Origin of the sequence: Delftia deserti (assembly GCF_042653485.1) — a bacterium.
GTDB classification, from domain to species: Bacteria; Pseudomonadota; Gammaproteobacteria; order Burkholderiales; family Burkholderiaceae_C; genus Comamonas; species Comamonas acidovorans.
Map to the genome: position 1 here is coordinate 4,280,462 of NZ_JBHSIH010000001.1, position 24,900 is coordinate 4,305,361.

Here is a 24,900-nt window from a genome sequence, read left to right on the forward strand (position 1 = left end):
CTCACCAACTCCCCGAGGCGCCGCCGCCCCCGAAACTGCCGCCTCTGCCGGAGCTGAAGCCCCCGCCGCCGCTGCGGCCGCCGCCTCCGCCAAAGCCGCCACCACCGCCCCATCCACCGCCCCATCCACCGCCGCCACCCCTGCCGGAGCGGCCGCTTCCCAGCAGGGTGAACAGCAGCGCGACGACTCCCGCTCCTGCGGCGACGAGCAGGCTGGCCGTCACCACATAGGCGGCAATGCCGGCGCCTGCCCCCGCCAGCACGGAGGCCAGTGGCCGGCCCAGTACCGAGCGCAGGATGGGGCCGACCACGGCCACGCCGAAGAAGAAGAACAGCATCAGGTCTTCCATGTCGAAGCCCCTGTCCGGGCTTTTGGAAGACTGGGGGCTGGAGGAGGGCGCCGGCAGTTGCTCGCCCGCAATGCGCGCTGCCACCTGGTCCAGCGCAGCGGTGATGCCGCCCGCATAGTCCCCCTGGCGAAAGCGTGGTGCCATCTGCTGGTCGATGATGCGCGCGGCCGCCAGGTCGGGGATCGCGCCTTCCAGCGCGCGGGCCACTTCCATGCGCATGCGCCTGTCGTTCTTGGCAATCACCACCAACAGGCCGTCGCCCACGTCGCGGCGGCCGATCTTCCAGTCACTGGCCACGCGCCAGGCATAGGCGGCAATGTCCTCGGGAGCGGTGGAGGCCACCATCAGCACAACGACCTGCGAGCCCGACTTCTGTTCGATGCCACGCAGCCTGTCTTCAATGGCGCGTGCCTCATTGGCCGACAGCGTGCCCGTCTGGTCGATGAGCCGTGCCGAGAGGGCCGGCACGGGCTGCGGCGCCTGCGCCAACGTGCTCCCGGGCAGCAGCAGCATGGTCAGGACAAGGGCGCAAAGCATGCGCCACAGTGGCACCAGGGACATGGTCACGGCTTACTTGTTGCCGAAGTCCACCGTGGGCGGACGGGAGATTTCGGCCTCGTTCTGCACGCTGAAGCTGGGCTTGGGTTCGTAGCTGAAGACCTTGGCCGTCAGATTGGTCGGAAAGCTGCGCGCCAGCACGTTGTAGGACTGCACGGCCTGGATGTACTGGTTGCGCGCCACGGTGATGCGGTTCTCCGTGCCCTCCAGCGTCACGCGCAGGTCGCGGAAGCCCTGGTTGGCCTGCAGCTGGGGATAGCGCTCGGCCACCACCATCAGCCGCGACAGGGCGCTGGACAGCTCGCCCTGCGCCTGCTGGAACTTGTTGAAGGCCTCGGGATTGTTGACCAGCTCGGGCGTGGCCTGGATGGAAGTGGCCTTCGCGCGTGCCTCCACCACCTTGGTCAGGGTTTCCTGCTCGAAATTGGCCTCGCCCTTGACCGAGGCCACGATGTTGGGCACCAGGTCCGCACGGCGCTGGTACTGGTTGAGCACCTCGCTCCAGGCCGACTTGGTCTGTTCGTCAAGGCGTTGGAAATCGTTGTAGCCGCAGCCGGTCAATGCCAGGACGGTGGCAAGCGTGGCGAGTAGACGTTTCATAAGATGGCAACCTGAAAGCGACAATGGAAAACAGTATCGCGCACGAAGCATGCGCAATGCTGGCGATTGTGCTGCGCGCCCGGCCTGCTGCCCTGTAGGGCAAAGGCCATTGCGCAGCGGTGTGGCAAGGACTGCTAACAGGGCTTTTATGCACGAATTCACGGCGGCGCGCTGGTTGCCCGGGGGGCACGCCCAGACCATCTGGCCGGCACTGTTCGCACGCCGCCGGCCGGCGGGCCAGGCGGTGCCCGCCTGGCGCTGGGAGCGCTGGGATACGCCGGATGGCGACTTCATCGATGTCGCCTTCGGCGGTGCTCCCACCCTGCCTGCCGATGCGCCATGGCTGGTGCTTTTCCATGGCCTTGAAGGTTCGTCGAACAGCCACTATGCCCAGGCCATGGCCTGGGTGGCCGCGCAGCGTGGCTGGCACATGGCCGTGCCGCACTTTCGCGGCTGCAGCGGTGAGGTCAACCGGGGGCCGCGCGCCTATCACTCGGGCGATGTGCAGGAGGTGGACTGGATACTGCGCCGCCTGCGCGCACGGTCTTCCCGCCCGCTCCATGTGGTGGGCGTTTCCCTGGGCGGCAATGCGCTTGCGCGCTGGGCCGGTCTGCAGGCAGACAAGGCGGCCGAGGTGGTCCAGGCCCTGGCGGCGGTGAGTGCGCCGCTGGACCTGGCGGCTGGTGGCATGGCGCTGGGGCAGGGTCTGAACCGCTGGATCTACACACGCATGTTCCTGCGCACGCTGGTGCCCAAGGCGCTGGTCAAATGGGCGCAATTTCCCGGCCTCTTCGACCGCGATGCTGCGGTGCGCGCGCGCGATCTGAAGGAATTCGATGACGCGTTCACGGCACCCGTGCATGGCTTTCTCGATGCGCACGACTACTGGCGCCGGGCGGCAGCCAAGCCTGTGCTGGCCAGCATTGCCGTGCCCGCGCTGCTGCTCAACGCGCTGGACGATCCCTTTGTCCCTGCATGCAGCCTGCCAGGGCCAGGCGAGGTCGGCCCACGGGTTACGCTGTGGCAGCCGCCGCATGGCGGTCATGTGGGTTTTGCACAGGGACATTGGCCAGGGCATGTACTGACCATGCCGCAGGCCGTCACGCAATGGCTGGCAGACAGCGAACAAGGATGAATGCAATGGACGATATCGTGAAGCAGGCCATGGCCAAATGGCCCCATGTGCCCGCCTGCAGCGGCTGGCTGGGGCTGGACGAGCGCGGGCGCTGGTATCTGCGCGATGAAGAGGCCCAGGCTTGCGGCGCTTTCGACAGCGGCATCCCGGGAGCCAAGGGCGCGGAGGTGCGCAACGAAAAGCTGGCGGACTTCATCGCCCGCAACTATCTTGCCGAGCCCGACGGTCGGTGGTTTTTCCAGAATGGTCCCCAGCGCGTGTATGTGGAACTGGAAAGCACACCCTGGATATGGCGGCTGCGCTGGGATGGCGAGCGCCTGCAGATGCACAGCCACACAGGGGCAGAGCTGCAGGCCGCAGACATCAAGGAGGTTTTGATGGATGAGACAGGGCGCCTGTATCTGGCCATGCCCTCCGGCCTGGGCCTGGTCCATACGCAGGACATGGTCGATGCCGCTGCCGCGCTGGACGCCGGCATGCTGCCTGCCTGTGAAGAGGTGCCGGCACAGACGTTGCCGCAACGCTACGGTTTTGTGCGCAGTCCGGCCCGGGCATGAAAAAACCGGCCGAAGCCGGTTGGTGCCAGACATCCTGGGCCTTGCTCAGTTGGCGGGTGCCGCTGCACCTTCTGCTGCGGCGCCTTCTGCGGCCGGGGCCTTGGGCTCCTCGAACTTGCCACCTGCGGCATTGGCCATGTAGACCACGCCACGGGCAATTTCGGTGTCGTTGAAATCGCCGCCGCCCTGGGGCGCCATCGCTCCCTTGCCCTTGAGGGCCGAGTGCACCAGGCCTTCCAGACCTTGTGCCAGGCGCGGGCCCCAGGCCGCGGCATCCGCGAACTTGGGAGCACCTGCGGCACCTGTGGCATGGCAGGCCGCGCATTGGCCCTTGAAGACTTCTTCACCCGAGCGCAGCGGGCGATTGGCATCCCTGATTTCCACGAGGCCGATTTTCTGCAGCCGCTGGGCCTTGGCCATTTCGGTCTGGGAAGCGCCGGCGCCGGCCTTGTCGGCCGAGCTCACGTATTGCACGAGGCCGATGATCACGAACACCGGAACCACGAACGAGAAAAACACCGCCATCAGCAGCTGCCTGGGGTTCTTGATCGGGCCCGTATGGGCTTCTTCGGTGTGGGTTGCGCTCATGAAGTCCTCTTGTGTTGTGGGGGCGTGAGTCAACAACAAATTATATCGACGGGCCTCTTGCAGACACTGCGCGCAGACCCGGGTTGACCTGGGGCGCACATATGCCATGAGATGGATCAAGCAAATGGCAAATGCTTTCCGCGCGCCATGAAAAAGAGGTGTTCACCTTGCGGAGAACACCTCTGTGCGGTTGGCGCGGCAGATACCGGCCTTGGGTCTTACTGCGCGGGCGCTGGTGTGGCTGCCGCTGCTGTCGCCGTCCTGTCGGTCCAGCCGCCGCCCAGTGCCTTGTACAACTCGATCTGGTTGAGCAGCTGCGCCAGACGCACGCTCACGGTGGATTGCTCCAGCGCGAACAGGGTGCGCTGCGCATCGAGCAGGTCCAGGTAGCTGGCCACGCCGTTGCTGTAGCGCAGGTCGGACAGCTTCAGGCGTGCCTGCTCGGCTTCCAGCTGGGCGCGCTGGGCCATGATCTGGTCACGCAGCGTGCCCTGGCTGTCCAGTGCGTCGGAGACCTCGCGGAAGGCGCTCTGGATGGACTTCTCGTACTGGGCAATCGCCACTTCGCGCTCGACCTTGGCCGCAGCCAGATTGGCCGAATTGCGGCCCGCATCGAAGATGGGCAGGAGGGCGGACGGCGCGAGGGTGAAGCCCCAGCTGCCGCTCTTGAACAGGCCCGACAGCTCGTTGCTGGCCGTGCCGAACTGCCCCGTCAGCGTGATGCGCGGGAAGAAGGCGGCACGCGCGGCACCGATGTTGGCGTTGGTGCTGATCAGCTGCTGCTCGGCCTGACGGATGTCGGGGCGCTGCGTGAGCAGGTCCGAAGGCAGGCCGGCCGGCACGGCGGGCAGGTCGGCCGTGTCGCGCAGTCCCTGGCTGGAGCCCAGGCTGGCGAGCACGTCCGCTGGCAGCGCCTGGCCCAGCAGCAGCACCAGGGCGTTCTCGTCCAGGGCGCGCTGGCGCTGCTGTTGCGCCAGCGTGGCGCGCGCAGCCTCGGTCAGCGAGACGGCCTGGCGGTAGTCCAGCTCGGACGCCACGCCCGTGTCGAAACGCAGCTTGGTCAGCTTGATCGACTCTTCACGGGTCTGCAGCGTGTCGCGCGAGATCTTCAGCAATTGCTCGTCGGCCAGCAGCGTATACCAGCCGCTGGCCACGGCGGCCACCAGGCTGGTCTGCGCGGCGCGGCGAGCTTCCTCGGTCGCCAGGTACTGGGCCAGGGCGGCTTCCTTCAGGCTGCCGATGCGGCCGAAGAAGTCCAGCTCCCACGAGGTGACGGCCAGGCCCACCTGGTAGCTGTTGACGTACTTGGTGCCCGAGCCCGTGGTGTTCGGGGCGCGGCTGGCGTTGACGCCGGCACCCACCGTCGGGAACTGGTCGGCGCGCGTGATCCGGTACTGGGCCTGGGCGCGCTCGATGTTGAGCGCGGCCACGCGCAGGTCACGGTTGTTGTCCAGCGCGGTGCGAACCAGCTGCTGCAGGCGTGCGTCCTGGAAGAAATCCTGCCAGGGCAGCTGCGCTGCAGCCGTGCCGCCTTCCGCCGCAGCGGTGGCGTTCGCGCGGGTGTACTGCGCCGCGACCGGAGCGGCAGGGCGCTCGTAGGTGGGGATGAGCGAGCATCCCGCCAGGAGCACGGCGGTGGCGATGGCCACCGGGGTACTGCGATTAATCATGGCTCAAGGCCTCCTTGCCGGCCGGAGTGGACGGCGGGTTGTGCGTTTTGATCTTGCCCTTGAACAGCTTGCGCACCACGACGAAGAAGGTGGGCACGAACAGCACGGCCAGCACGGTGCCGGTGATCATGCCTCCGAGCACGCCGGTGCCGATGGCACGCTGGCTGGCCGAGCTGGCGCCCGTGGCGATCACCAGAGGCACCACGCCCAGGCCGAAGGCCAGCGAGGTCATGATGATGGGGCGGAACCGCAGGTGGGCGGCTTCCAGCGCAGCCTCGATCAGTCCCTTTCCTTCGGCCTGCAGGTCCTTGGCGAATTCCACGATCAGGATCGCGTTCTTCGCCGACAGGCCGATCACCGTCACCAGTCCGATCTGGAAGTACACATCGTTGGAGTAGTTGCGCAGCAAGGTGGCAAGCACCACGCCCAGCAGACCCAGCGGCACGACCAGAATCACCGACAGCGGAATCGACCAGCTCTCGTACAGGGCGGCCAGGCACAGGAACACGGCCAGGATGGCGAAGGCGTACAGGAAGATGGCTTGCGAGCCCGCCAGCTTTTCCTCACGCGACTGGCCGGTCCACTCGAAGCCGAAGCCTTCGGGCAGCTTGGCAGCCAGCTTTTCCATCTCGTCCATGGCATCGCCCGAGCTGAAGCCCGGGGCGGCCGAGCCTTCGATGCGCACGGCAGGGTAGCCGTTGTAGCGCACCGTCTGCTGCGCGCCCTTGACCCACTTGGTGGTCGCGAACGTGGACAGCGGCACCGGGTCGCCCTTGGCATTGCGCGCGTTCAGGCGCAGCAGGTCGTCGGGCTGCATGCGGGCCGGAGCATCGGCTTGCACGATCACGCGCTGCAGACGACCCTGGTTGGGGAAGTCATTGACATAGGACGAGCCCAGCGCGGTGGACAGCGTGGCATTGATCGAGGTGAAGTCCACGCCCAGGGCGTTGGCCTTGTCGCGGTCGATCTCGATGCGCAGCTGGGGAGCGTCCTCCAGGCCATCGGGGCGTACACCTGCCAGCACCTTGCTCTGCCCGGCCATGCCCAGCAACATGTTGCGGGCGTTGATCAGCGCGTCGTGGCCATGGCCGGCACGGTCCTGCAGGCGGAACGAGAAGCCCACGGCGTTGCCCAGTTCGGGAATGGGCGGCGGGTTCACGGCGAACACGAAGGCATCGCGGATGCCCGACGTCATGCCCATGATGCGGCCCGTCATGGCGTCCACCGTGGAGTTCGCTCCCTTGCGCTCGGACCAGTCCTTGAGCGGCACGAAGGCGAGGGCGGCGTTCTGGCCCTGGCCGGAGAAGCTGAAGCCCAGCACGCTGACCATGTTGGCCACTTCGGGCTGCGGCAGCACGGCTTCTTCCACCTGCTTCATCACCTCCAGCGTGCGCTCCTTGGCGGCGCCAGGGGGTAGCTGCACGTTGACGATGAAGTAGCCCTGGTCCTCGGTCGGCAGGAACGAGGTCGGCAGGCCACGGAACACCACCACGGCACCGGCGATCACGGCCAGGTAAACGCCGATCATCAGCACCGAGCGCTTGAGCAGTCGGGCCACCCAGCCTTCGTAGGACTTGGCCGAGCGTGCGAACGTGCGGTTGAACCAGCCGAAGAAGCCTTTCTTCTCGTGGTTGTGACCGGCTTCCACAGGCTTGAGCAGCGTTGCGCACAGCGCGGGCGTCAGCGTCAGCGCCATGAAGGCCGAGAAGCTGATGGAGGCCACCATCACGATGGAGAACTGCCGGTAGATATTGCCGGTGGACCCCGCGAAGAAGGCCAGCGGTATGAACACCGCGATCAGCACCAGCGTAATGCCCACGATGGCGCCCGAGATCTGGCCCATGGCCTTGATCGCGGCTTCACGTGGCGGCAGGCCTTCCTCGCTCATGATGCGCTCGACGTTCTCCACCACCACGATGGCGTCGTCCACCACGATGCCGATGACCAGCACCATGCCGAACATGGCCAGCACGTTGATCGAGAAGCCCACGGCCTGCATGACCGCGAAGGTGCCCAGCAGTGCAATGGGCACCACGATGGTCGGGATCAGCGTGTAGCGCCAGTTCTGCAGGAACAGGTACATCACCAGGAACACCAGCACGATGGCTTCCAGCAGCGTGTGGGCGACCTTCTCGATGGAGATGCTCACGAACTTGGAGCTGTCGTAGGGAATGGAGTACTTCACGCCCTTGGGGAAGAACTTCTGCAGCTCCTCCATGCGCGCATGCACGGCCTTGGCCGTGGCCAGCGCATTGCCGCTGGGCGTCAGCTGGACGCCGATACCCACGGCATCCTTGCCGTTCAGGCGGGCGGATGTCGCATAGGCCTGGCCGCCGATCTCGATGGTGGCCACGTCCTTGAGGCGCACGGTGGAGCCATCGGCATTGGCGCGCAGCACGATGTTCTCGAACTGGCCGATCGAGGACAACTGGCCCATCACCGTCACCGTGGCGGCGATCTTCTGGCCCGTGATGTTGGGCAGGTCGCCGATGGCGCCGCTGGCCACCTGGGCGTTCTGGCTGCGGATGGCAGCCGTCACGTCCTCGGCCGAGAGCTTGTAGCCCTGCAGCTTGGCGGGATCGAACCAGATGCGCATTGCCTTTTCGGTACCGAACAGCTGGGCCTGGCCCACGCCGGCCACCCGCTGGATTTCGGGAACGATGTTGCGCGAGGCATAGTCGCCCAGGGCCACCGTGTCATAGGCCTTGGCGTCCTCGGACGACAGCATGATGAACAGCAGGAAGTTGGACGACGCCTTGTCCACGCGCACACCCTGCTGCGTCACGGATGCAGGCAGGCGTGGCGTGGCGCGCGAGAGGCGGTTTTGCACGTCCACCTGCGCCAGGTCCACGTTGGTGCCGGCCTCGAAGCTGATGGTGATGCTGCCCGTGCCATCGGCCTGGGCCACCGACTCCATGTAGACCAGACCGGGCGAGCCGTTCATCTCGCGCTCGATCACGGACAGCACGCTGTCTTCGAGCACCTTCGCGGACGCGCCTGGATAGGCGGTGTTGATGACGATGGCCGGAGGAGCCACCTTGGGGTATTGAGCGATCGGAAGCTTGGTCAGCGCAATAACACCGAGGACGATGATGAATAGCGCGACGACCCATGCAAAGATCGGTCTGTCGATAAAGAACTTGGCCATTGCTGAGCCCCTTGATTACTTCTTGTCTGCCTGGTCCGCAGGCTTGGCATCGGCTGCGGCTTGCGGGGCTGGCGCTGCCGCGCCGGCCGGCTTCTGGGCACCTGCGGCCTCGGGCTGCCAGGGCACGGGCTTGACCGGCGTGCCGGGCGGCAGCATCTGCAGCTTCTGGAAGCCGTCGACCATGACCTTCTCGCCCGCCTGCAGGCCTTCGCTGACCAGCCACTGGTTGTTCTGGGCCGTGGTCACCTTCACCGGGCGCTTGGTGATCTTGCCGTCATCGCTGACCACGCTCACGGTGTCGCCGGTTTCGGTGCGTGTCACCGCCTGCTGGGGCACGGCAATGGCGTTGGACGCCTGGGCCTGCTCCATGCGCACACGCACATACATGCCGGGCAGCAGCAATCCCTTGGGATTGGGCACCTCGGCGCGCAGCGTGACCTGGCCGGTGGAGCTGTCCACGGTCAGGTCGGTGAACAGCAGCTTGCCCTTGAGCTCATAGGCCGTGCCGTCGTCAAGGCGCACCTCGACGCTGGCAGCCTCGGCGCCATCGGCCTTCTTGAGCTTGCCCTGCTCCATCGCGCGGCGCAGCCGGAAGGCCTCGCTGGACGACTGGGTGAAATTCACATACACAGGATTGATCTGCTGGACCACGGCCAGCGGAGTCGCCTCGCCCTGGCCGACCAGCGCGCCTTCTGTCACCAGCGACTGGCCGATGCGGCCGGAGATGGGGGCCGTGACGTTGGTGTAGCCCAGATTGATCTCGGCCGTGCGCACCGACGCCTTGCCGACCGCCACATCGGCCTGGGCCTGCTTGTAGGCCGCCTCGGCGTTGACGAAATCCTGCTTGCTGATGGCGTTGGCGGCAACCAGCGGGCGATAGCGTTCCAGCTGTGCCAGTGCCTGGGCCTGGTTGGCCTCGGCGCGGGCCTGCGTGGCCTTGGCGCTTTGCAGCGTGGCCTGGTAGGGCGCGGGATCGATGCGGTACAGCAACTGGCCGGCCTTCACATCGCTGCCTTCCCGGAACAGGCGTTCCTGCACGATGCCGGCGCTGCGGGCGCGGATCTGGGCCACCCGGCGTGCGTCCACGCGGCCGGGCAGTTCGGTCACAAGGCCCACATCGGCGGGCGTGGCGACCACCACGCCCACAGGCACGGCGGGCATCTGCTGCTGCGCGGCAGCTTTTTCTTCGGGCTTTTTCCCGCAGGCCGCCATGGCCATTGCGGCAGTGACGGCCAGGGCCACGGTGGTGAGGCGCAGACTGCTGTAAGGGGACGGAGCGGCTGACACATTGCTGCGTGTGCTGGGCATGATGGGTCCTTGTGCTGAATCAAATAACGATGTTGACGTTCCGGTCAGCGCTATCCGGAACGCCCGTGTCCACGGGCAAGTCGCGGATTATACATACATACATGAATGTATAATGACCGCAGTTGCTGCAAGGCGGCGCGAAGCATGGCGTAGCGTGGCATGGCCGGGCTCAACGATGGAGGGAAATACATCTTGGCACGACGAACGAAAGAAGATGCGTTTGCAACGCGCAACAGTCTGCTGGACGCTGCGGAGCAAGTGTTCTACGAGCAGGGTGTTGCCCGGGCCTCGCTCAACGAGATTGCCCAGCGGGCCGGCGCCACGCGCGGTGCGGTCTACTGGCATTTCAAGGACAAGCTGGATCTCTTCTACGCCATGCTGGACCGCGTCACGCTCCCGCTGGAGCAGGCGGCCTACAGCGACTGCGAGGACGATTCGGAGTGCGACGCACTGGAATATGTGCGGCGCCTGATGGGGGTGGTCTTCGGGCGCATCGCCGATGACGACAGCACGCGGCGCGTCTTCGAGATCCTGCTGCTCAAGGTCGAGTACGTGGGTGAGCTCATGCCCGTGCAGGAGCGCAACCGTGCCGCGCTGGACTCTTTTTCCGCGCAACTGGAGCTGGCCCTGCGCGCTGCCGCAGAAAGCCATGCAGTGACCATGTCCATGCCGGCTCGCCAGGCATCGATAGCGCTGTGCGCCATGTTCGATGGCCTGCTGCAGAGCTGGCTGCTGGGCAGGGCCTTTGATCTCAAGCAGGTGGGCGCGCAGGCGGTGGATGTCTGTCTGCGAGGGCTGGGCTTCACGGTGCCGCAGGTGCAATAGCGCCGGGTCCTGGGGGCTTGGACGTGCCGGGGCAAAGTCATGCGACAATGCTCGGCTTGTGCAGGGCAGCGATGCCCTGAGCGGCTGTAGCTCAGTGGATAGAGTATTGGCCTCCGAAGCCAAGGGTCGTGGGTTCGATCCCCGCCAGCCGCACCACAATTTTTCTTGGATCGCCTTGGTGGCCTGAGAAAAAAATGCACTGAAATTTTTCTGACGAAAAAAACGGTGCTAGAATTCAAATCTCTTCGGAGGGGTGCCCGAGTGGCTAAAGGGGGCAGACTGTAAATCTGTTGGCTTACGCCTACACTGGTTCGAATCCAGTCCCCTCCACCAGTAATGGTGAAGAAGAGAAGTCATCTGAAAAGATGGCGACGTGCAGTCAATCTGTGCGGGAGTAGTTCAATGGTAGAACCCTAGCCTTCCAAGCTAATGACGCGGGTTCGATTCCCGTCTCCCGCTCCAGTTGGCGAGCAAAGTTTTTTGAGATTGCTTCGGCAGCCTCAAGGCCCATGTGGCTCAGTGGTAGAGCACTCCCTTGGTAAGGGAGAGGTCGGCAGTTCGATCCTGCCCATGGGCACCATTATCTCTGGTGCGCTCGCTAGATGGGGTTGCGCCAAATCCTGTTGTAGTGATTTAGATTTTTTTCGGAGTCGGAAAAATGGCTAAAGCAAAATTCGAGCGTACCAAGCCGCACGTCAACGTTGGCACCATCGGTCACGTGGACCACGGCAAGACGACCCTGACGGCTGCTATCGCTACCGTTCTGTCCAAGAAGTTCGGCGGCGAAGCCAAGGCTTACGACCAGATCGACGCAGCACCTGAAGAAAAGGCGCGCGGCATCACGATCAACACCGCCCACGTCGAGTACGAAACGGCAGGTCGCCACTACGCTCACGTTGACTGCCCCGGCCACGCCGACTACGTCAAGAACATGATCACCGGCGCTGCTCAAATGGACGGCGCCATCCTGGTGTGCTCGGCCGCTGACGGCCCCATGCCCCAGACCCGCGAGCACATCCTGCTGGCCCGTCAGGTGGGCGTGCCCTACATCATCGTGTTCCTGAACAAGTGCGACATGGTGGACGACGAAGAGCTGCTGGAACTGGTCGAAATGGAAGTGCGCGAGCTGCTTGCCAAGTACGACTTCCCCGGCGACGACACCCCCATCATCCGCGGCTCGGCCAAGCTGGCCCTGGAAGGCGACCAGTCCGACAAGGGCGAACCCGCCATCCTGCGCCTGGCTGAAGCCCTGGACTCCTACATCCCCACGCCCGAGCGCGCTGTGGACGGTGCCTTCGCAATGCCCGTGGAAGACGTGTTCTCGATCTCTGGCCGTGGCACCGTGGTGACTGGCCGTATCGAGCGCGGCATCATCAAGGTCGGCGAAGAAATCGAAATCGTCGGTATCCGCGACACCCAGAAGACCATCGTCACCGGCGTGGAAATGTTCCGCAAGCTGCTGGACCAAGGCCAGGCTGGCGACAACGTGGGCCTGCTGCTGCGCGGCACCAAGCGTGAAGACGTGGAACGCGGCCAAGTGCTGTGCAAGCCCGGCTCCATCAAGCCCCACACCCACTTCACGGCTGAGGTGTACGTGCTGTCCAAGGACGAAGGTGGTCGCCACACTCCGTTCTTCAACAACTACCGTCCCCAGTTCTATTTCCGTACGACCGACGTGACCGGCTCCATCGAGCTGCCCGCCGACAAGGAAATGGTGATGCCTGGCGACAACGTGTCGATCACCGTCAAGCTGATCGCCCCCATCGCCATGGAAGAAGGTCTGCGCTTCGCTATCCGCGAAGGTGGCCGTACCGTGGGCGCTGGCGTGGTTGCCAAGATCATTGCCTAATTGATTCGTAGGGGTATAGCTCAATTGGCAGAGCGTCGGTCTCCAAAACCGAAGGTTGTAGGTTCGATTCCTACTGCCCCTGCCACCTGATGGTGGAATCGCAACGAGCCCGCCCCAAAGCGGGCTTCGGTGTCTTGGCGTTGCGCAAAAGATGCGCATTAGAAATGGATTATGGCCACTACTCAGGTTGAAACGGTCAGCTCCGGAGCTGACAAAGCCAAGCTTGCCGCAGTCGCGGCTTTAGTCGTTGCTGCGATCGCAGGTTTCTATCTGCTGAGCAAGCAAGGGCCCATCGTCCAGTGGCTGGTGCTGCTGGTCGGCCTGGCTGCAGCTGCTGGCACGTTCCTTGTTTCCGAGCCCGGCAAGCGTTTCGTGAGCTTTGCCCAGGATGCCTGGCGCGAAGTCAAGAAGGTCGTCTGGCCGACGCGCAAGGAAACCATGCAGATGACCTTGTACGTCTTCGGCTTTGTCGTCATCATGGCCTTGTTCCTGTGGTTCACGGACAAGACGCTTGAGTGGGTCTTGTACGACCTGATTTTGGGCTGGAGGAAGTAATGGATGCTGTCGAAACAGGTGTGAACGACGGAGGGGCAGCGCCTGCCAATCCGGATCTGCGCTGGTACATCGTCCATGCCTACTCCGGCATGGAAAAGGCGGTGGAGCGCAACATCATCGAGCGCATCGCGCGCTCTGACATGCAGTCCAAGTTCGGCCGCATTCTTGTCCCCACTGAAGAAGTGGTGGAAATGAAGAATGGCCAACGCCGCACCACCGAGCGCCGTCTGTTCCCTGGCTACGTGTTCGTCGAGATGGTCATGGACGACGATACCTGGCACCTGGTCAAGCACACCAGCAAGGTGACGGGTTTCGTGGGTGGTGCCAAGAACCGTCCTGCGCCCATTTCCGAAGAGGAAGTGCGCAAGATCGTCAGCCAGATGCAGGAAGGCACGGAAAAGCCGCGCCACAAGGTCGAGTTCATGCCCGGCGAGCTGGTGCGTGTCAAGGAAGGTCCGTTCACGGACTTCAACGGTTCCGTCGAAGAGGTCAACTACGAGAAAAGCCGTCTGCGCGTCTCCGTGATGATCTTCGGTCGTTCCACGCCGGTCGAGCTTGAATTTGCCCAGGTTGAAAAAACCTGAGTTACCGCTTACAATCTCTGGCTCTGCATTTTTAGGCTTGGTGCAGGGCGTTCTCACAAGAGTCTTTTAACCCCCGGGGAGCTGTCGGCTGCAACTGTTGTTGGTTGGGCCGACGGCGCTATACCCGCAAGGAGCATTCAATGGCGAAGAAAATCGTCGGCTTCATCAAGCTGCAAGTGCCAGCTGGTAAGGCCAATCCCTCTCCTCCGATCGGTCCTGCGCTGGGTCAGCGCGGCCTCAACATCATGGAATTCTGCAAGGCGTTCAACGCCCAGACCCAAGGTGTCGAGCCCGGCCTGCCCCTGCCCGTGGTCATCACGGCCTTCGCGGACAAGAGCTTCACCTTCATCATCAAGACGCCTCCGGCGACTGTGCTGATCAAGAAGGCCATCAAGCTGGACAAGGGTTCTTCCAACCCCCTGAAGAACAAGGTCGGCAAGATCACCCGCGCTCAGCTGGAAGAGATCGCCAACACCAAGCTGAAGGACATGAACGCTGCTGACGTTGACGCCGCCGTGCGCACGCTGGCTGGTTCGGCTCGCTCGATGGGCGTGATTGTGGAGGGCGTGTAAATGGCCAAGTTGACCAAGAAGCAAAAGGCTCTCCAGGGCAAGGTGGAGTCCACCAAGCTGTACGCTTTCGCTGACGCAGTCGCGCTGGTGAAGGACGCTGCCACCGCCAAGTTCGATGAATCCATCGACGTGGCCGTGCAACTGGGCGTGGACGCCAAGAAGTCTGACCAAGTGGTTCGCGGCGCTGTCGTGCTGCCCCATGGCACCGGCAAGATTGCCCGCGTGGCCGTGTTCGCCCAAGGCGCCAAGGCTGAAGAAGCCAAGGCTGCCGGCGCCGACGTGGTCGGCATGGACGACCTGGCTGCCCGCGTGAAGGCTGGCGACATGCCCTTCGACGTGGTCATCGCTGCCCCCGACGCCATGCGCGTCGTCGGTACGCTGGGCCAGATCCTGGGCCCGCGCGGCCTGATGCCCAACCCCAAGGTTGGCACGGTGACTCCCGATGTGGCCACGGCTGTGAAGAACGCCAAGGCTGGTCAGGTGCAATACCGCGTCGACAAGGCCGGCATCATCCACGCCACCATCGGCCGTCGCTCGTTCGACAACGAGAAGCTGCAAGGCAACCTGGCTGCGCTGATCGACGCCCTGAACAAGTCCAAGCCCGCTTCGAGCAAGGGCCTGTACCTGCGCAAGGTCGCTGTTTCGTCGACCATGGGTGTGGGCGTTCGCGTCGACACGCAAACCATCTCGGCCTGATAGCCAAGAAATCTTGAGACACCTTCCGGGGTGCCTCAGTGGTGGGCCGGTGCAGCGATGCGCCGGGTCATCCAAGACCGTTGGTGTGCCTTGCGGCACTTAAACCCCCGGGGCCAACGCAGATGGCGATCCCGCTGCAGATGGATGCATTTCCAAAACAGTTGGTCGCTGCAACAAGAGCGCGCATGAGGGGCTTGCCCCGAGTGCGCATTTGAAGGAGTAGACCTTGAGTCTTAATCGCAGTGAGAAAGAAGCGGTCATCAATGAAGTGACCAGCCTCGCCGCAAAAGCTCAAACGCTTGTGATCGCGGAATACCGCGGCATCACGGTCGCCGACATGACCAAACTGCGTTCTGATGCTCGCAGCAAGGGTGTGAGCCTGAGCGTGTTGAAGAACACGCTGGCCCGCCGTGCTGTGGCTGGCAGCCAGTTTGACGTTGTCGCCGACCAGATGACCGGCCCTCTGATCTATGGCTTCTCTGAAGACGCAGTGGCCGCCGCCAAGGTGGTGGCCGACTTCGCGAAAACCAACGACAAGCTGGTGATCCGCGGTGGTGCGTTTGCAGGCAAGGCCCTGGACGTGAACGGTGTGAAGCAACTGGCGAACATCCCCTCGAAGGAAGTTCTGCTGGCACAACTGTGTGGCTTGCTGATGTCGCCTATCTCGCGTACGGCCGTTGTGCTGGGCGCCCTGGCGGCAAAGAAGAGCGAAGGCTCTGCCGAAGAACCGGCAGCCGAAGCAGTCGCAGCCTGAGCGCGCGGCAGTTAACCAATATTGTTAGGAAATCAAAATGGCATTCGATAAAGACGCATTTCTGACCGCGCTCGACGGCATGACGGTCCTGGAACTCAATGACCTGGTGAAGGCCATTGAAGAGAAGTTTGGCGTGAGCGCTGCCGCTATGGCTGCTCCCGCTGCTGGCGGCGCTGCTGGCGGCGCTGCTGCTGCAGAAGAAAAGACCGAGTTCAACGTTGTGCTGACCGAAGCCGGCGCGAACAAGGTTTCCGTCATCAAGGCCGTGCGTGAAATCACCGGCCTGGGTCTGAAGGAAGCCAAGGACCTGGTCGACGGCGCTCCCAAGAACGTCAAGGAAGGCGTTGCCAAGGCTGACGCTGAAGCCGCTGTGAAGAAGCTGGTGGAAGCCGGTGCCAAGGCTGAACTGAAGTAATTCAGTCCCCTCAAGGGCTGGAGGCTCCGAAAAAGGGCCTCCAGCCTTTGGCGCTTGTGGAGCGCTGATCCATAGAGCACACTAAAAAGCAGTCAGAACAGTCTGTTTTTTAGTGTCTTCTGACAACCCGACAGCAGAAGATGCCTTGGTTCGGGCGATGTGCAACGCATCGCCGTCAGCCATGGTTGGTAGTGGCCAACCGCCAAGCCCGCAGGGAGCTTTCCATGTGGGGCAGTCGTCGCAGACCCAGGACTCATGTCTTTGCCCGGAGATCTCATGGCCTATTCTTACACCGAACGCAAGCGAATCCGCAAAAGCTTCGGGAGCCGCGACAGCGTGCTCGAAGTGCCTTACCTGCTGCAGATGCAAAAAGATGCATATACCGCATTCTTGCAGTCAGATGTAGCCCCCAAAAAACGCACCATCGAAGGCCTGCAAGCGGCCTTCAACTCCGCCTTCCCCATCGTCTCCCACAACGGTTTTGTGGAGATGAAGTTCGTCGAGTACAACCTCGCCAAGCCTGCTTTCGATGTGCGCGAGTGCCAGACCCGTGGTCTGACGTTCGCCTCCGCCGTGCGCGCCAAGGTCCAGCTGATCATCTATGACCGTGAGTCTTCGACCTCGCAGTCCAAGGTGGTCAAGGAAGTCAAGGAGCAAGAGGTCTACATGGGCGAAGTGCCCCTGATGACCGAAAAGGGCTCGTTCATCATCAATGGCACCGAGCGCGTCATCGTCTCGCAGCTGCACCGCTCGCCCGGCGTGTTCTTCGAGCACGACAAGGGCAAGACCCACAGTTCGGGCAAGCTGCTGTTCTCGGCACGCATCATTCCTTACCGCGGCTCGTGGCTGGACTTCGAGTTCGACCCCAAGGACCTGCTGTTCTTCCGCGTCGACCGTCGCCGCAAGATGCCCGTGTCCATTCTGCTGAAGGCCATCGGCCTGACGCCGGAATCGATCCTGGCCAACTTCTTCGTCAACGACAACTTCCGCCTCATGGATTCGGGCGCGCAGATGGAGTTCGTCCCCGAGCGCCTGCGCGGCGAAGTCGCGCGCTTCGACATTACCGACAAGTCGGGCAAGGTCGTGGTCGCCAAGGACAAGCGCGTCACCGCTCGCCACACGCGTGAGCTGGAGCAGTCGGGCACCAAGTTCATCAGCGTCCCCGAAGATTTCCTGATCGGCCGCGTGGTCGCCAAGAACATCGTCGATCCGGACACGGGCGAGATCATCGCCAAGGCCAACGAAGAGCTGACCGAGTCCCTGCTCAAGAAGCTGCGCAGCGCCGGCATCCAGGATCTGCAGTGCATCTACACGAATGAGCTGGACCAGGGCGCCTACATCTCGCAGACCCTGCGCACCGACGAAACCGTGGACGAGTTCGCCGCACGCGTGGCCATCTACCGCATGATGCGCCCCGGCGAGCCGCCGACCGAAGACGCCGTCCAGGCCCTGTTCCAGCGCCTGTTCTACAACGCCGACACCTACGATCTGTCGCGCGTGGGCCGCATGAAGTTCAACGCCAAGGTCGGCCGCGATGGCGCCACCGGCCCCATGGTGCTGTCCAACGAGGACATCCTGGCCGTGGTCAAGATCCTGGTGGATCTGCGCAACGGCAAGGGCGAAGTCGACGATATCGACCACCTGGGCAACCGCCGCGTGCGTTGCGTGGGCGAACTGGCCGAGAACCAGTACCGCACGGGCCTGGCACGTATCGAGAAGGCCGTGAAGGAGCGTCTGGGCCAGGCTGAGCAAGAGCCGCTGATGCCCCATGACCTGATCAACAGCAAGCCGATTTCGGCCGCCCTGAAGGAATTCTTCGGTGCGTCGCAGCTGTCGCAGTTCATGGACCAGACCAACCCTCTGGCCGAAATCACGCACAAGCGTCGCGTCTCGGCCCTGGGCCCGGGCGGTCTGACCCGCGAGCGTGCGGGCTTCGAAGTGCGCGACGTGCACGTGACCCACTACGGCCGCGTCTGCCCCATCGAAACGCCTGAAGGCCCGAACATCGGCCTGATCAACTCGCTGGCCCTGTACGCCCGCCTGAACGAGTATGGCTTCATCGAGACGCCGTACCGCCGGGTGGCGGACGGCAAGGTCACGATGGAGATCGACTACCTGTCGGCCATCGAGGAAGGCAAGTACATCATCGCCCAGGCCAATGCCGATCTGGATGCCGAAGGCCGCCTGACCGGCGACCTGGTGTCGGCCCGCGAAAAGGGTGATTCGACCCTGGTGTCGGCCGAGCGCGTTCAGTACATGGACGTGTCGCCCGCACAGATCGTGTCGGTGGCTGCCTCGCTGATTCCGTTCCTGGAGCACGATGACGCGAACCGCGCATTGATGGGCGCCAACATGTCGCGTCAGGCCGTGCCTGTGCTGCGTCCCGAAAAGCCCATGGTGGGCACGGGCATCGAGCGCGTGGCGGCAGTGGACTCCGGCACCGTGGTGACGGCTACCCGCGGCGGTATCGTGGACTATGTCGATGCAACCCGCATCGTGGTCCGCGTGAACGACGCTGAAGCCGTGGCCGGCGAAGTCGGCGTGGACATCTACAACCTCATCAAGTACCAGCGTTCCAACCAGAACACGAACATCCACCAGCGTCCCATCGTCAAGCGTGGCGACAAGCTGGCCAAGGGTGATGTGGTGGCCGACGGCGCATCGACCGACCTGGGCGAAATCGCCATCGGTCAGAACATGCTGATCGCGTTCATGCCCTGGAACGGCTACAACTTCGAGGATTCGATCCTGATCAACGAGCGGGTGGTGGCCGAGGACCGCTACACCTCGATCCACATCGAAGAACTCGTGGTGATGGCCCGCGACACCAAGCTCGGTGCCGAGGAAATCACGCGCGACATCCCGAACCTGTCCGAGCAGCAGCTCAACCGCCTGGACGAGTCCGGCATCATCTACGTGGGTGCGGAAGTGCAGCCCGGCGATGTGCTGGTCGGCAAGGTCACGCCCAAGGGCGAGACCACGCTGACGCCTGAAGAGAAGCTGCTGCGCGCCATCTTCGGCGAGAAGGCTTCCGACGTGAAGGACACTTCGCTGCGCGTGGACCAGGGCTCGCAAGGCACCGTGATCGACGTGCAGGTCTTCACCCGTGAAGGCATCCAGCGTGACAAGCGCGCCCAGCAGATCATCGACGATGAGCTCAAGCGCTACCGCCTGGACCTGAACGACCAGCTGCGCATCGTCGAGGCCGACGCCTTCGACCGTATCGAAAAGCTGCTCAATGGCCGCGTGGCCAACGGCGGCCCGCAGAAGCTGGCCAAGGGTGCCAAGATCGACAAGGCGTACCTGGACGGCGTGGAGAAGTTCCACTGGTTCGACATCCGTCCTGCAGAGGACGAAGTCGCCACCCAGCTCGAGTCCATCAAGAACTCGCTGGAGCAGACGCGCCACAGCTTCGACCTGGCTTTTGAAGAAAAGCGCAAGAAGCTCACCCAGGGCGACGAGCTGCCCGCTGGCGTGCTCAAGATGGTCAAGGTCTACCTGGCCGTCAAGCGCCGCCTGCAACCCGGCGACAAGATGGCCGGCCGCCACGGCAACAAGGGCGTGGTCTCCAAGATCGTTCCGGTCGAGGACATGCCCTACATGGCCGACGGCTCCACTGCCGACATCGTGCTGAACCCGCTGGGCGTGCCTTCGCGTATGAACATCGGCCAGGTGCTGGAAGTGCATCTGGGCTGGGCCGGCAAGGGCCTGGGCCAGCGCATCGGCGACATGCTGCAGCAGGAAGCCCGCGCTGCCGAGATCCGCTCCTTCATGGAAGAGATCTACAACTCGCGCGGCCGCAAGGAAGACCTGACGCAGCTCGAGGACAAGGAGATCGTGTCCATGGCGCAGGCGCTGACCACGGGCGTGCCGTTTGCCACGCCGGTGTTCGATGGCGCTTCCGAGCAGGAAATCCAGGACATGCTGCATCTGGCATATCCGGAGGAGCTGGCCCAGCGCAAGGGGCTGACCGAGTCGCGCACGCAGGCCTACCTGTATGACGGCCGCACCGGCGACCGCTTCGAGCGTCCGACCACCATCGGCTACATGCATTACCTGAAGCTGCACCACTTGGTGGACGACAAGATGCACGCCCGCTCCACGGGTCCGTACTCTCTGGTGACGCAGCAGCCGCTGGGCGGCAAGGCCCAGTTCGGTGGCCAGCGTTTCGGGGAAATGGAAGTGTGGGCGCTGGAAGCTTACGGCGCCGCCTATGTGCTGCAGGAAATGCTGACCGTGAAGTCCGACGACGTGGTGGGCCGTACCAAGGTGTACGAATCCATCGTCAAGGGCGAGCACGCCATCGAGGCAGGCATGCCCGAGTCGTTCAACGTGCTGGTCAAGGAAATCCGCTCCCTGGGCCTCGACATCGAGCTTGAGCGTTCTTAAATATTGAAAAGGGAAAGAGTCTTATGAAATCTCTACTCGACCTGTTCAAGCAATTCACGCCTGATGAGCATTTCGATGCCATCAAGATCGGTCTGGCTTCTCCCGAGAAGATCCGTTCCTGGTCCTTCGGCGAGGTGAAGAAGCCCGAGACCATCAACTACCGCACGTTCAAGCCCGAGCGCGATGGTCTGTTCTGCGCCAAGATCTTTGGCCCCATCAAGGACTACGAGTGCCTGTGCGGCAAGTACAAGCGCCTCAAGCACCGCGGTGTGATCTGCGAGAAGTGCGGCGTCGAAGTGACCCAGACCAAGGTGCGCCGCGAGCGCATGGGCCACATCGATCTGGCTGCGCCTTGCGCCCACATCTGGTTCCTGAAGTCGCTGCCGTCGCGTCTGGGCCTGGTGCTCGACATGACGCTGCGCGACATCGAACGCGTGCTGTACTTCGAAGCCTACGTGGTGACCGACCCCGGCATGACCCCGCTGAAGAAGTTCAGCATCATGACCGAGGACGATTACGAGGCCAAGCGCACCGAATACGGTGACGAGTTCGAAGCCAAGATGGGCGCCGAAGGCATCAAGGACCTGCTCGAAGGCATCGACATCGATGTCGAGACCGAGCGTCTGCGCGGCGATCTGACCGGCTCCGAAGTCAAGGTCAAGAAGAACGCCAAGCGCCTGAAGCTGCTGGAAGCGTTCAAGAAGTCCGGCATCAAGCCGGGCTGGATGGTCATGGAAGTGCTGCCCGTGCTGCCCCCGGACCTGCGTCCGCTGGTGCCGCTGGACGGCGGCCGCTTTGCAACGTCCGACCTGAACGACCTGTACCGCCGCGTCATCAACCGCAACTCGCGTCTGCGCCGCCTGCTGGAGCTGAAGGCTCCGGAAATCATCGCGCGCAACGAAAAGCGCATGCTGCAGGAAGCCGTGGACTCGCTGCTGGACAACGGCCGCCGTGGCAAGGCCATGACGGGCGCCAACAAGCGTGCCCTGAAGTCGCTGGCCGACATGATCAAGGGCAAGAGCGGTCGTTTCCGCCAGAACTTGCTGGGCAAGCGCGTGGACTACTCGGGCCGTTCCGTGATCACGGTGGGTCCGTACCTCAAGCTGCACCAGTGCGGCCTGCCCAAGCTGATGGCGCTGGAACTGTTCAAGCCCTTCATCTTCGCGCAGCTCGAGCAGCGCGGCATCGCCACCACCATCAAGGCGGCGAAGAAGGAAGTCGAATCCGGCACGCCCGTGGTGTGGGACATCCTCGAAGAGGTCATCAAGGAGCACCCGGTCATGCTGAACCGTGCTCCCACGCTGCACCGCCTGGGCATCCAGGCCTTCGAGCCCATCCTGATCGAAGGCAAGGCCATCCAGCTGCACCCGCTCGTCTGCGCGGCCTTCAACGCCGACTTCGACGGTGACCAGATGGCTGTCCACGTTCCGCTGTCGGTGGAAGCACAGATGGAAGCCCGCACGCTGATGCTGGCCTCCAACAACGTGCTGTTCCCCGCATCGGGCGAGCCCTCCATCGTTCCTTCGCAGGACGTGGTGCTGGGTCTGTACCACGCAACGCGCGAGCGCATCAACGGCAAGGGCGAAGGCATGATCTTCGCCGATATCGGTGAAGTGCAGCGCGCGCTGGACTCCGACCAGGTCGAACTGGCCGCCAAGATCAGCGTGCGTCTGACCGAGTGGACCAAGAACAAGGACTCCGGCGAGTTCGAGCCTTCGACCGGCCTGGTGGAAACCACCGTGGGCCGCGCCCTGATGTCCGAGATCCTTCCCAAGGGCCTGCCGTTCAGCCACATGAACAAGGCGCTCAAGAAGAAGGAAATCTCCAAGCTCATCAACGCCTCGTTCCGCAAGTGCGGTCTCAAGGCCACGGTGGTCTTCGCTGACAAGCTGCTGCAAAACGGCTTCCGCCTGTCCACGCACGCCGGTATCTCGATCGCCATCGGCGACATGCTGGTGCCGCCGCAAAAGGCCGAGATCATCGGCCGTGCCGAAGCCGAGGTGAAGGAGATCGAGCAGCAGTACGTCTCCGGTCTCGTGACCTCTGGCGAGCGCTACAACAAGGTGGTGGACATCTGGGGCAAGGCCGGCGACGAAGTCTCCAAGGTCATGATGGCCCAGCTGGCCAAGGAAAAGGTCATCGACCGCCACGGCAACGAAGTCGAGCAGGAATCGTTCAACGCCATTTACATGATGGCCGACTCCGGCGCCCGCGGCTCGGCCGCGCAGATCCGCCAGCTGGCCGGCATGCGTGGCCTGATGGCCAAGCCTGACGGCTCCATCATCGAGACGCCCATTACGGCGAACTTCCGTGAAGGCCTGAACGTTCTGCAGTACTTCATCTCCACCCACGGCGCCCGAAAGGGTCTGGCCGACACGGCGTTGAAGACGGCCAACTCCGGCTACCTGACGCGTCGCCTGGTGGACGTGACGCAGGATCTGGTGGTCAACGAGGACGATTGCGGCACGACCAATGGCGCACTGATGCGCGCCATCGTCGAAGGCGGTGAAGTGATCGAGTCGCTGCGCGACCGCGTGCTGGGCCGCACCACGGCCGAGGACGTCGTGCATCCCGAGACGCTGGCTGTCCTGCTGTCCGCAGGCACGCTGCTCAACGAAGACGTGATCGACGAGCTGGAATCGCAGGGCGTGGACGAGATCAAGGTCCGTACGGCGCTGAACTGCGAGACCCGCTACGGCCTGTGCGCCAAGTGCTACGGCCGCGACCTGGGCCGCGGCGGCCAGATCAACCTCGGCGAAGCCGTGGGTGTGATCGCCGCCCAGTCCATCGGCGAGCCCGGCACGCAGCTGACGATGCGTACCTTCCACATCGGTGGTGCCGCTTCGCGCGCTGCCATCGCATCGAGCGTGGAAGCCAAGTCCAACGGCTCCATCAGCTTCAACAGCACGATGCGCTACGTCAGCAACACCAAGGGTGAGCTGGTCGTGATTTCGCGTTCGGGCGAAATCGTCATCAGCGACAACGGTCGCGAGCGTGAGCGCCACAAGGTGCCTTATGGTGCCGTGCTGACCGTCAGGCCCGACCAGCAGGTCAAGGCCGGTCTGATCCTGGCCAACTGGGATCCGCTGACCCGACCCATCATTACCGAGTACGCCGGCCAGGTGCGCTTCGAGAATGTGGAAGAGGGCCTGACCGTGGCCAAGCAGGTCGATGAAGTGACCGGCCTGTCCACGCTGGTGGTGATCGATCCCAAGCGCCGTGGCTCTGCCAAGGTCGTGCGTCCCCAGGTCAAGCTGATCGATGCCAACAACCAGGAAGTCAAGATCCCCGGCACCGACCACTCGGTGACGATCGGCTTCCAGGTCGGCGCTCTGATCCAGGTGCGTGACGGCCAGGACGTGGGCCCCGGCGAAGTGCTGGCCCGTATCCCTGTCGAAGGCCAGAAGACCCGCGACATTACCGGCGGTCTGCCCCGTGTGGCCGAGCTGTTCGAAGCCCGTACGCCCAAGGACAAGGGCACGCTGGCCGAGATGACCGGCACCATCTCCTTCGGCAAGGAAACCAAGGGCAAGGTGCGCATGCAGATCACCGATCTGGATGGCAAGGTCTGGGAAGAACTCGTGCCCAAGGAAAAGAACATCCTGGTGCACGAAGGCCAGGTGGTCAACAAGGGCGAGTCCATCGTCGACGGCCCCGCCGATCCGCAGGACATCCTGCGCCTGCTGGGCATCGAGGAGCTGTCGCGCTACATCGTCGATGAAGTGCAGGACGTCTACCGCCTGCAGGGTGTGAAGATCAATGACAAGCACATCGAGGTGATCGTTCGCCAGATGCTGCGCCGCGTCGTGGTCGAGAACACCGGCGATTCGACCTACATCGCTGGCGAGCAGGTCGAGCGCTCGGAAATCCTCAATACCAACGAGGCCCTGCAGCGCGAAGGCAAGATCCCCGCCACGTACTCCAACGTGCTGCTGGGTATTACCAAGGCCTCGCTGTCGACCGACTCCTTCATCTCCGCCGCGTCGTTCCAGGAAACGACCCGCGTGCTCACCGAGGCTGCCATCATGGGCAAGCGCGACGAGCTGCGTGGCCTGAAGGAAAACGTCATCGTGGGTCGCCTGATCCCCGCTGGTACGGGTCTGGCCTACCATCAGGCACGCAAGGCCAAGGACGCCATGGACGACGCAGAGCGCCGTGCCATCGCCGACGCCGAAGCCGCCGAACTGGCAGGTGTGACGGCCGAGGACGACATCGGTGCCATCGCTGTCGCCGGTGACGGCTCTGCCGACTGACACGCCCGGGCGAGCGAGAGCGAGCCCGTGAAGTGACGCGACGCTCCCGGCCTGCCCTGCGCAGGCGGGAGCGTTTTTCTTTTGGGAATAACCAG

At 63.6% G+C, this 24,900-nt stretch carries 17 protein-coding genes, 5 tRNA genes and 1 pseudogene; 17 read left to right on the plus strand and 6 right to left on the minus strand.

Features of this window, described 5'->3' with window-relative positions; genetic code table 11:
• Position 1: 1 nt before the first annotated feature.
• Together ACFPFG_RS20605 and ACFPFG_RS20610 are read right to left on the minus strand one after the other, a co-directional pair.
• The gene (locus tag ACFPFG_RS20605) at positions 2-910 is read right to left on the minus strand and encodes a TPM domain-containing protein (RefSeq protein ID WP_380110310.1); all 909 of its coding nucleotides are present in this window, start codon (positions 908-910) and stop codon (positions 2-4) included.
• 9 nt (positions 911-919) lie between these two features.
• Positions 920-1,507: a LemA family protein gene (locus ACFPFG_RS20610; protein WP_012202362.1), complete on the minus strand. Its 588-nt coding sequence runs from the start codon at positions 1,505-1,507 to the stop codon at positions 920-922.
• 148 nt (positions 1,508-1,655) lie between these two features.
• Between ACFPFG_RS20610 and ACFPFG_RS20615 the strand changes: the two genes are divergently transcribed.
• Positions 1,656-2,642, plus strand: a complete 987-nt coding sequence (locus ACFPFG_RS20615; RefSeq protein WP_380108051.1) for a YheT family hydrolase — start codon at positions 1,656-1,658, stop codon at positions 2,640-2,642.
• A gap of 5 nt (positions 2,643-2,647) precedes the next feature.
• Positions 2,648-3,199, plus strand: coding sequence for a DUF2946 family protein (locus ACFPFG_RS20620; protein WP_012202364.1), 552 nt, complete (start codon positions 2,648-2,650; stop codon positions 3,197-3,199).
• A 57-nt stretch (positions 3,200-3,256) separates the two neighbouring features.
• Here ACFPFG_RS20620 and ACFPFG_RS20625 read toward each other — a convergent pair.
• From ACFPFG_RS20625 to ACFPFG_RS20640, 4 genes and pseudogenes are all read right to left on the minus strand, one after another.
• Positions 3,257-3,787: pseudogene (locus tag ACFPFG_RS20625) on the minus strand (c-type cytochrome); the annotation flags it as partial.
• A gap of 218 nt (positions 3,788-4,005) precedes the next feature.
• Positions 4,006-5,457, minus strand: coding sequence for an efflux transporter outer membrane subunit (locus tag ACFPFG_RS20630; protein ID WP_183020367.1), 1,452 nt, complete (start codon positions 5,455-5,457; stop codon positions 4,006-4,008).
• Positions 5,450-8,605: an efflux RND transporter permease subunit gene (locus tag ACFPFG_RS20635; protein WP_380108053.1), complete on the minus strand. Its 3,156-nt coding sequence runs from the start codon at positions 8,603-8,605 to the stop codon at positions 5,450-5,452. The genes ACFPFG_RS20630 and ACFPFG_RS20635 overlap by 8 nt, the downstream gene beginning before the upstream one ends.
• Positions 8,606-8,620: 15 nt before the next feature.
• Entirely contained in the window at positions 8,621-9,913 is a 1,293-nt protein-coding gene (locus tag ACFPFG_RS20640; RefSeq protein ID WP_183020369.1) for an efflux RND transporter periplasmic adaptor subunit, read from the minus strand.
• Positions 9,914-10,105: 192 nt separating this feature from the next.
• Between ACFPFG_RS20640 and ACFPFG_RS20645 the strand changes: the two genes are divergently transcribed.
• From ACFPFG_RS20645 to rpoC, 15 genes are all read left to right on the plus strand, one after another.
• Positions 10,106-10,738, plus strand: a complete 633-nt coding sequence (locus tag ACFPFG_RS20645; RefSeq protein WP_183020370.1) for a TetR family transcriptional regulator — start codon at positions 10,106-10,108, stop codon at positions 10,736-10,738.
• An 80-nt stretch (positions 10,739-10,818) separates the two neighbouring features.
• Positions 10,819-10,894: transfer RNA gene (locus ACFPFG_RS20650), tRNA-Arg, on the plus strand.
• Between the two features lie 91 nt (positions 10,895-10,985).
• Positions 10,986-11,071, plus strand: a tRNA-Tyr gene (locus ACFPFG_RS20655).
• Between the two features lie 55 nt (positions 11,072-11,126).
• A tRNA-Gly gene (locus ACFPFG_RS20660) sits at positions 11,127-11,200 on the plus strand.
• A 43-nt stretch (positions 11,201-11,243) separates the two neighbouring features.
• A tRNA-Thr gene (locus tag ACFPFG_RS20665) sits at positions 11,244-11,318 on the plus strand.
• A 78-nt stretch (positions 11,319-11,396) separates the two neighbouring features.
• Positions 11,397-12,587: an elongation factor Tu gene (gene tuf / locus ACFPFG_RS20670; RefSeq protein WP_013800270.1), complete on the plus strand. Its 1,191-nt coding sequence runs from the start codon at positions 11,397-11,399 to the stop codon at positions 12,585-12,587.
• Between the two features lie 9 nt (positions 12,588-12,596).
• Positions 12,597-12,672: transfer RNA gene (locus ACFPFG_RS20675), tRNA-Trp, on the plus strand.
• A gap of 86 nt (positions 12,673-12,758) precedes the next feature.
• Complete coding sequence (secE, locus tag ACFPFG_RS20680) at positions 12,759-13,142, plus strand: preprotein translocase subunit SecE (RefSeq protein ID WP_012202436.1); 384 nt, start codon at positions 12,759-12,761, stop codon at positions 13,140-13,142.
• A complete protein-coding gene (gene nusG / locus ACFPFG_RS20685) occupies positions 13,142-13,726 on the plus strand; it encodes a transcription termination/antitermination protein NusG (RefSeq protein ID WP_012202437.1) in 585 nt (194 codons plus the stop codon). The genes secE and nusG overlap by 1 nt, the downstream gene beginning before the upstream one ends.
• Before the next feature lie 140 nt (positions 13,727-13,866).
• On the plus strand, positions 13,867-14,298 hold the full coding sequence (gene rplK, locus ACFPFG_RS20690) for a 50S ribosomal protein L11 (protein ID WP_012202438.1): 432 nt from the start codon (positions 13,867-13,869) through the stop codon (positions 14,296-14,298).
• Entirely contained in the window at positions 14,299-14,994 is a 696-nt protein-coding gene (rplA, locus tag ACFPFG_RS20695; RefSeq protein ID WP_013800271.1) for a 50S ribosomal protein L1, read from the plus strand. It abuts the gene before it with no gap.
• A gap of 226 nt (positions 14,995-15,220) precedes the next feature.
• On the plus strand, positions 15,221-15,748 hold the full coding sequence (gene rplJ, locus ACFPFG_RS20700) for a 50S ribosomal protein L10 (protein ID WP_012202440.1): 528 nt from the start codon (positions 15,221-15,223) through the stop codon (positions 15,746-15,748).
• Positions 15,749-15,785: 37 nt separating this feature from the next.
• Positions 15,786-16,163 carry a 50S ribosomal protein L7/L12 gene (gene rplL, locus ACFPFG_RS20705; RefSeq protein WP_012202441.1) on the plus strand — a complete coding sequence of 126 codons (378 nt, stop codon included), beginning with the start codon at positions 15,786-15,788 and terminating at the stop codon, positions 16,161-16,163.
• A 276-nt stretch (positions 16,164-16,439) separates the two neighbouring features.
• Positions 16,440-20,552 carry a DNA-directed RNA polymerase subunit beta gene (gene rpoB, locus ACFPFG_RS20710; protein ID WP_197954621.1) on the plus strand — a complete coding sequence of 1,371 codons (4,113 nt, stop codon included), beginning with the start codon at positions 16,440-16,442 and terminating at the stop codon, positions 20,550-20,552.
• Positions 20,553-20,575: 23 nt separating this feature from the next.
• The gene (rpoC, locus tag ACFPFG_RS20715; protein ID WP_183017776.1) at positions 20,576-24,805 is read left to right on the plus strand and encodes a DNA-directed RNA polymerase subunit beta'; all 4,230 of its coding nucleotides are present in this window, start codon (positions 20,576-20,578) and stop codon (positions 24,803-24,805) included.
• The last annotated feature ends 95 nt before the right edge of the window (positions 24,806-24,900 follow it).

Excerpts from the sequence above, each read along its gene's own strand:
- ACFPFG_RS20640 (WP_183020369.1), bottom strand. The coding sequence starts at position 9,913 with ATGCCCAGCACACGCAGCAATGTGTCAGCCGCTCCGTCCCCTTACAGC.
- ACFPFG_RS20635 (WP_380108053.1), bottom strand. The coding sequence starts at position 8,605 with ATGGCCAAGTTCTTTATCGACAGACCGATCTTTGCATGGGTCGTCGCG.
- ACFPFG_RS20630 (WP_183020367.1), bottom strand. The coding sequence starts at position 5,457 with ATGATTAATCGCAGTACCCCGGTGGCCATCGCCACCGCCGTGCTCCTG.
- rpoC (WP_183017776.1), top strand. The coding sequence starts at position 20,576 with ATGAAATCTCTACTCGACCTGTTCAAGCAATTCACGCCTGATGAGCAT.
- ACFPFG_RS20615 (WP_380108051.1), top strand. The coding sequence starts at position 1,656 with ATGCACGAATTCACGGCGGCGCGCTGGTTGCCCGGGGGGCACGCCCAG.
- ACFPFG_RS20610 (WP_012202362.1), bottom strand. The coding sequence starts at position 1,507 with ATGAAACGTCTACTCGCCACGCTTGCCACCGTCCTGGCATTGACCGGC.
- nusG (WP_012202437.1), top strand. The coding sequence starts at position 13,142 with ATGGATGCTGTCGAAACAGGTGTGAACGACGGAGGGGCAGCGCCTGCC.
- tuf (WP_013800270.1), top strand. The coding sequence starts at position 11,397 with ATGGCTAAAGCAAAATTCGAGCGTACCAAGCCGCACGTCAACGTTGGC.
- rplL (WP_012202441.1), top strand. The coding sequence starts at position 15,786 with ATGGCATTCGATAAAGACGCATTTCTGACCGCGCTCGACGGCATGACG.
- rpoB (WP_197954621.1), top strand. The coding sequence starts at position 16,440 with ATGGCCTATTCTTACACCGAACGCAAGCGAATCCGCAAAAGCTTCGGG.
- ACFPFG_RS20605 (WP_380110310.1), bottom strand. The coding sequence starts at position 910 with ATGTCCCTGGTGCCACTGTGGCGCATGCTTTGCGCCCTTGTCCTGACC.
- ACFPFG_RS20620 (WP_012202364.1), top strand. The coding sequence starts at position 2,648 with ATGGACGATATCGTGAAGCAGGCCATGGCCAAATGGCCCCATGTGCCC.
- rplA (WP_013800271.1), top strand. The coding sequence starts at position 14,299 with ATGGCCAAGTTGACCAAGAAGCAAAAGGCTCTCCAGGGCAAGGTGGAG.
- rplK (WP_012202438.1), top strand. The coding sequence starts at position 13,867 with ATGGCGAAGAAAATCGTCGGCTTCATCAAGCTGCAAGTGCCAGCTGGT.
- secE (WP_012202436.1), top strand. The coding sequence starts at position 12,759 with ATGGCCACTACTCAGGTTGAAACGGTCAGCTCCGGAGCTGACAAAGCC.